Genomic DNA, 8446 nt, shown 5'->3' on the forward strand with positions numbered 1-8446 from the left:
AGTGGGGCCTCTTATGGTGAATGTTACATTGATGCTTGGGTGTTTGGGTGTTACAGTAGCCAGTTCCTGTAATTCAGATTCTATTGTTTCCATGTCATTTACATCATATACTTTCTCTGCCACAGAGAAGCGGTCTGTTGTCGGGGCGCCGTCTTCTGTTAAGCTATTAGAGCTGGAGCGAAGGGAGAAGTGTTTGCTAAGCGAGAAGGTATTAGGAGGAAAAACATCAGACACAGGCTCACCAAATTTCGCATCCTGGCGCTGCTCTTGTGCCTCTGAAGTCAGAGCCCAGCCCTGTTCCCAGGGCTTCGGTGCCTTACGAGATGAAGTATAACGGGTTGCTTTTCTGTACCTAGCCCTAGGCTGAGATTCGTCAACTCTAACACCAGTACGAGCTACTCTATTCATAGTTTGAGCTGTATCTGATAAACCCAAAGTCTCAGTTCTTCTTCTAATAATCTCGTCAAAAACATTAGCGAAAACCACTGCACTATTCTGCATCTCAATTCCAAGTTCATTAATCTCCCAAGGGCTCCCTTCAATAGCATGATCGTGATAGGCCTCATATCTTCCTGGTATCCCAGTATCATCCTGAATAACACTTGGCCCGCTCACAACCCAACCCCAAGTTTGTTCTTCAGAGCTTACATTGCCGTTAGACGGATAGAATAGGACATCATGAGGATGAAAAACCCCATACCCTGTAACAAACTGAATTCCATAAATGTTTGAACCTTCAACTACTGAATTCCAAAGATTCAAGGCAGCATTTAAATAGCGAGAATCATATTCTTCTCTCCCTGTCTCCAACAAATAAATCTCATCTATTACGAGCAATAGGCGGGCCTTATCCAGTCTGCTTTTATTTGAACCCCTTGACCAGGCATCATAATCTACAGCAGCACCAAAGCTATCCTGAGACGCCAGTCTCAACAATTCATCCCCTCTTTCTAGAAGCATCTCTCTAGCTCTTACGCGAGCATCACCCAGTCCATACCGCGAAACAAAATCATCGCTAAAAAGAGCTATGTGAGAAAGAGCTATCGTATCGACATTTTCACGTTCATAACGCGTGGGCCCGTTGAGATCATCAATATTACTAAGAATAAATGCAACTAAATCTTCATGATTAAAATTGTATCCCTCAGCATCTGCTGCATCTTGTATTATCTCTGGCTGATAATAATAAAGTTCCAATAACTGCACTGCTGCCAACATTCGTTCGTCTATGTCGCGCATCCTATCGCTTGAGCTCATAGCCGTATTTACAAATAAGGAGGCCTCAGGGTGATGTTCCAAAAACTCCCAGGCACGTATTGCTGCTTGGGCTGATGCAATTGCCATGCCTTCATTATCGTGTTCGGCAAAAATTCTGGAAGCAGTGGCCATAGAGCCTACATATCCTGCTGTAACAGGAGTGGAAAAATCCTGGCTGCTGGTCCCTCCATAGATAACGCGTGGATTAGAAAGATCATAGCTAATTGCGGTGCGGCGCTCAGGAGGTCCCTCTTCTTGATAAACAGTCCCCGTCATTTCTCCATCAGGAACTTGCATTGCCAACATCCAGGGAGCCTGCTCCATAAGCAACTGCTCCATTGTGGCTCTCTCTGAATCAGGGAGCGCAAACGGACTATCGGGCCTTAAAGCAAGCGACCAAGTGTTATACATTTGATTAAAATAGAAGACACCGGCAATCGCATTACCTTCAGGCAATAAAGTATGGGGCATATCTTCAATCACTCTCATTACTCGACCCGTAGCGTAATCAATAATACGAATATTTTCCCGCGGAATATTAGAATATTGACTGGTTGAACGATAATTATAAGCTTGGGTCATTATGCTACCCCAAGAAGATAGTGAAGTCTCTGAAACTGTAAAACGACGAGATTTAAAAAACTGACCTTCAATTTCTAACACAATATTGTAGTTCCCAGGAAGGGTAATTTGAGGATTAATACGATATGTGGCAATTTGAGTCTCCTCATCAATATGTGGCTGCGCAGTAACAACTCCGAATGGCACCCCTCCCATTGCGGGAGTGGAATAAATAACTCCTGCTTCATCCACGACATAATACCTGGCAAAAACAAGATCTTCTTCCTTAAGCCTTCCTAATCCTGTTTCAGCTAATGGGTGTGAGAGATACACTTCGGGATTCACAATTCGGTTAGCTACAGGCAGATTAACCGGAACATCGATCAATGGAGCAGGAAGAGCATAATATGCTTGGGCATTACCCTCTGGGATACCTACAATTGTCTGAGCATCTGGTATAGAAACATCGCTGTATCCTTCCTCAGTAGGTACCACCGTGGGACTAACCACAGGAGAAGTTGGTGTGGGAGTAACCTCATGAACAGACGGAGTAACTATGATTACTGGAGAACTAACTTCGGAAAGAGTAGGCATAATTTCTGCCTGAGCAGCAGCCAGCGCCATAGGCCTATCTTCTTCTCCTGCATCTAGTCCTTCTTTATATTGCCATCGAAACGCAACAAAACTCAGGCCCATTACTACTGCCACTACTGTGGCTAAAATAGGTCTTCTATTCAGTCCTTTCAGTCTATTCAGCGCTTGTCTTATTCTATCAACAGTTCGCCTTGAGGCATGAACAGTATCTGTGAGTTTAACCTTTCCTACCCTTGTACCCCAATTTGTGTTCTTTAGCGTAGCCGCTGCGTAATAAGTCAAGGGCTGCATAATAAAAGTGTAAAGAAAAACAGCAAGGATCCCGGATAAAACTATTTTTTTAGTTACGTGTTCAGGTCTTTTATATGCATAGTACACAAGTCTTGCAAGTGGTAAAATAAAAAGGCTTAAGAAATAGTTTAATGATGCCGGATCGCCACTTAGAAAATAAACAGCGAAGTAATAAGGAACCATCAAAGGACCTAATAAAACACGCAATACACCGATATAATAAATAATACTGCGATAGAATGGTTTCTTCCACATAAATCTGCTCGCGAAGCCAGTCTCCATTATCCAAGATTTTTTCCAACGAAGTTGCTGTTTAAGATACTTTCGCAAGGTATTTGGGACAATTGTCTCTACAACTGCGTTTTCGTTATAAAGTGTTTTAAAGCCTCTTTTTAACATCAAATTCGTCACCTTTCGATCGTCTCCAGAGTGGCGACGTACACCACGATATCTCTCATTAACAAAATCATCTGGATTTAACACGCACTCGACTAAATAATCCATATTATACGCTGATAAACAACCCGAGCAACAAGAGACAGTTCCAGCTACGCTCTCTCCTGCCTTAGCAATCCCAAAAGCTACAAAATATATGAGTGCCTGTAGAGCGGTTATATTATTCTCATCATAATTATGAACCTTCGCTAGTCCAGTCACTGCTCCAACGTTTGGATCATGAAGGCCTTGAACTATCTCGAAAATAGCATTTGGATAAAGGTAACTATCGGAATCCACAAACATCGCAACAGGAGCATCTAATCCTACTGCATCTTCTGGTAATTCTCTCGGAGGCACGAAATATTCCGCCATACCTTCTGGAACAACAAGTTGAACAGGAGCTTTCTTCTGTCTTCTCTCAGAAGTATCCCGATTTTCTTCTACTATCTTAGCTAACTCTTGGCTCAATGTTTTTGCCACAGCATCAACAGCGGCAAACTTCACTGCACCTCTCATCTTGTCAGTCACTTCCGTTATAGAAGCTTCTACCTCTTCTTGAGTACAGATTTTTCTTTCTCGAGCGCGTCGAATAGCATCGGCAACTAGAATTGCTGACCACATTCCTGTACGTTTACCGCAATTTTCTGTAAAGTTGATCACAGTAACATAATCTGGATAAGTCTTTGCGGCCTCTTCAATATATTGAAGTGTATCATCCTGAGATCCATCATTAACAGCAATCACATGAACTCTATCCATAGGGTAACCTGTGCCAAACATCCTAAGAATTGTATTCCTCACAGATTCACCTTCGTTAAAAGCAGGCGTAATAATAGTAACTTTAGGATAGAAGTTGTTAGATTTTGGCGCTTTATAGAACAAGGCCGTTAAAATGTGTCCAAAAATATCAATAGTCACAAGTGAACCATATATCATAATAGGTAGATGGACTAAATTGAATGTTTCAGGACTAAGAGCACTTATAAACTGAGTAAAGTTTTCTATCCTATGCTGGAATGTAAACGTAAGCAGGCCTAGGATTAGACATATAGCAACCACTTTCCTTAAATTTAAAGATCTTGCCCAGGAAGAAAAAGGATTTATAATTCCTAAAGCAAAATCTCTCAATTTATATGGAGTAGCAAAACTTCTTAGTTTATTTCGAGCTTCTGCTAAAACAGTTGTTTCATGGTATTTTATCTTTGCCATCTGACTTAGGAGACGACGTATCTGTGCAGACTCGTAGCCTAACATACGTTCCATAGCTTTTATATCTTTAACAGCGGATTTTCTTCTCTGCGCTGGCGTTAAACCAACGGTCTCTTCTTCTATACGCCTTCTTAAAGTCTGCATCAAGAAATTGAAAACTTTAGGATTATTCCGTTCACGATATGCTTCAAAGAGTAGATTCCTTGCTAAATAAATCTCTTCAGGAGACATAACATCAGTGTAAGTCAGGCATGGAATCCTTTCGCCTCTTTTACCTAGCGCATTTGCATGGGAATCATGTTGATAATGAGAGAAGTCTCCTGTTTCTTGCCCATACATATGAATTTTGCCCTCTGCATACAAACGAGATCCTGGATAGGGAACAGCCATACTTGTATTAATAGAATCCGGTTGCGCTTCTAAAAGCATATCTAAAGACTTCTTAATACTTGCCCAGTTTTGTCCAGGTAGACCGGTCATCATATAAAAGTGAGAGTGGATTCCTACTTTGTGGCATAACTCTGCTGCTCTATATACTTTATCCAGCTCCATCTGCTTATCTACTACTGCTAATAGCTCCTTATCCCCAGTTTCTACGCCAAACGCCATACTAGCTACACCAGCATCCTTCATTACCTGTAAAACTGGTTCATCAACAGCATCGACTCTAGTCATAACACACAAAGTAATTCTATTAGATTCGATTTTAGCTTCTAATTCCTCTATTGTTGCCTGGTTTTCTAGGGTTGCAGATCCGCCGCCGTTAGCTCTCAGCTGTTCAATCTCTCTCAGATAAGGAGCATTTGCCTCATTAACCATATCTCTTATCAGTTCACCAATAGCTATTGCTCGTTTCTTATGATAAGTAAACGTATCATCGCCAAAATAAAATATTCTGTAACCTTGGTTATAGAGATCTCTTATCTCTCGCATAATGTTCTCGGGAGAACGAGCTTTTACACGCCGACGCTGAAATACAGGAGCCTCGGCACAAAACAGACAATCAAAAGGACAACCGTAGGCACTCATTACAAAAGCAATGGGTCCGGTAACACCTGCCTCCTGCCTCTGCTGATCGTAGTCTTGAAGATTCAATAAACCTAAACTCGCCGTAGCTAATGGATACTGATCGACATTCATAATTTGCATTCTCGGCGCACTTAATTTTATAGTTCCTTCTCTATCTTTATACCAAATGCCTTCAACGCTCGAGACATCAGGCTGGTTAAAGAAAGCAAATTTCATAACGAGATCTGTAAATGTTTCAATTCCTTCTCCCTGGACAACATATTCAAATGAAGAATTCTTCATTACATTTTGAGGCAACGCTGAAGCATGAACCCCACCAATAACCCTTTTAGCATCTGGAGCTACTCTTTCCACCATATCACTTATGTCTATTGCCATATTAATAAATTGTGTTACAGTTGTAACGCCAACTATATCTGGCTGAAGTTCTCTAACATATGCTTCCAAATCAAAATCCGGATCTTCTACCTGCAAATCCACAATATGCACATTAAAAGAAGGATAAGCATCGGGGTTTTCAAAAGCAAACTCAGGATGTCTATTGCCCTCAGTATGATAATATTGATATAAATATGGTTTATCCCTAAGGGCGCTTGCTAACAACATTAACCCATAATGCCACCTACTAGCAGGAGCTTGCTGTTGAGGATCTTTAGGTTGGATAAGTAAAACTGTGGCCCGCCTAACAGGGCTCTTTGCCAATCTATCGGCAACAAATTGTGTATCGTAAGCCGGAAGGATATCTTCAGTGCTCTCTCTAGCTTCAAGGATTGTTTGAACCAGACCTGGATCTTGCCCTAAAATCAGCTCTTCAGCTACTGTGAATACCTCAGGCAGAATTTGTCCCTTTGCAACTTTTGTTTCCAGAAAACTTAAAGTTTCCTGGAGCGTCTCTTGCTGTCTACCATAGTACATAGCCCCACAGACATGGTTATTAGACTTTTCTATAGCGTCCGCTACAACTAAAATGTTTAGTAACAATCTAACATTTTCATAATGGGGGGTGCTTCGTGGTAATCCTAACATGTTATGATGGTACAGGATAACGTTCTCGAACAACTCAACCACAGGTTGCGACAATGACCTTGCTATTTCTGGGGCAATTGATCTGAAGGTTTCGACTGGTTCATCAAAAACCTCTGTTAGCGGATTTGCATGCTGGACTTCTATGCGGATGGAACGCATTATTTGTTTTGGAGTATAATCCTCGCCAATGTAGGAGCATAAATCTCCAAATAATGCAGTATCTTCCATAACCGCTCTTGCAAATGACTCATCGTAATGAGAAAAACCATTGGCTTTGCGCCAATCATTTATCTTTGAGTTTAATCCGTTATCTAACGACCGCCTAGTCAACTCATGGGCAGCTGCCATTAACTCCAAAACACTTAACTCCGCAGAAGATAAGCCCATTCTATGCCCTAAAATTATGGCAATATCTTTCATCCTTTCCACATGAGGTAGAGTAATTGGGTCGCGTATATCATAAAGAGAGGTGATAGCTTTATATGTATTTCCGCTGGCCTCTTTATGTTCCTCCATCTCCGTCAGCAATTCTCTGGCAGGTCTACCTCTGGAAAGATCAGCTACCACTTGCTCCTTTTCCACATCCCCAATAACAGGCCTTGACAATGGTTGAGGCAAGCCTAATTGCACAGGCGTAACCGCTAGCCGCTCAACTAAGGCCTTTGATTCAGTGTCAAAGGCTATCTTTCCAACAAATCTTCCAGTAGACTTGTCTCGATACAACCTACCTTTTACATGAGTTAGTTCATCTAATTTATAAAAACGAACATCTCCATCTGCTCTATAAAGAGCAGTTTCCGTTTGAACAGCAACAAACCTTTGCTCATCCCGATAAGCCATATCATGAATAAGTTCAGCTGTTGACTGTTCTCCGCGATAATCTACGCCTCCTGTCCTTGCCAATGATTCTACCAAACCATGCTCTAAGTCAGCTAATGTAGCTTCTCTGGCAAGATAAATTACATTAGGATTATCTTCAAAAACAAATTCTCGGTCGCCTCTTGCGTTAAGTGCCTCCAAATCAACCACTACTACTTCCACATCATTACTGAATCTAGCGGCACGTTCGCGCATCTGTTCAGGTAAGGGCAACCTTGCAACATCTGGATTTGTAACATTAGCCATTGTTTCTTCAACTACCTGTATTTCTGCTACACCCATTTGTCCTGTGCCTGCAACCTGCTGCTGCCCAGCTATACCTACTGCGCCTGTACCAACTTCGACAGTTTCCTCCTTTAATGCCGCCCTTGGATCCCAACTTAATAAATCGGTTCCCATTGGGAAAGCGGTAAAACGAGGATCATCAAGTCCTGGTATATTCAAAAAGTATTCTACTGATTCAACTTCTCCAGCTGCCTCTTGAAATTCTGGAGCCACTACATTGATTATTGTCTGAGCAAGGAGAGCTGTAGCTAGAAGTTCTTCATCAGAGGCAGGTTTCCATCTAATAGCTATGTCTATATCTGACTCAGCTCGAGCTCTTAATTCCTGAGGATCATATGAGCCTATTACTACAATCTCTAAAGTGTCTGGCCACTCAGGATGTCTTGTAACAATTGCTTTTGCTCTCTCTGCGAGTCTTTCCACCACCATTAATTGTTGTTCTCTAGGTAAAACTGGCTGATCAACCGGTTGGCTGTCTACTGACAGTACCTGGGCAAGTTTCATCCTTCTTTGCCCCCACTGTGTTACATTAAAAGCTGCGTCTATCCGTTCCTCAGGAACAGCCTCTACTGATTCGATTCTTCCATTCCTGACTACAAGTCTTTCATCGCCATACGAAACATACCACTCTTCTCCTGCTCTCCTAAGCTCTATGGCCTCACTGTTTCTTATCCTTTCCCTGAATCTTTTAACAAACATATAGTTTATTCTTCGTTCATCCATCTTTAAGCCGCGTTCTAAGCGTAAAAGCAGGCCTAAGGCCACTTCCAAGGCCATGAATCTGTCTGTAAGGGAGTTTATGTCTATTGGCGAGATGTCGCCGGAATCAAGCCAGCCTTCGCTTACGCCTTTCTCTATCAAATCATTAAAAGAGGCC

At 41.9% G+C, this 8446-nt stretch carries 1 protein-coding gene; it reads right to left on the reverse strand.

The annotated features are described in order from the left end of the window. On the reverse strand, positions 1–8292 hold an 8292-nt coding region (locus KKC91_05050; GenBank protein ID MBU0477914.1), incomplete at its 3' end, for a radical SAM protein. Positions 8293–8446 lie beyond the last annotated feature (154 nt).

It is taken from the genome of bacterium (genome assembly GCA_018812485.1).
Lineage (GTDB): Bacteria > JAHJDO01 > JAHJDO01 > JAHJDO01 > JAHJDO01 > JAHJDO01.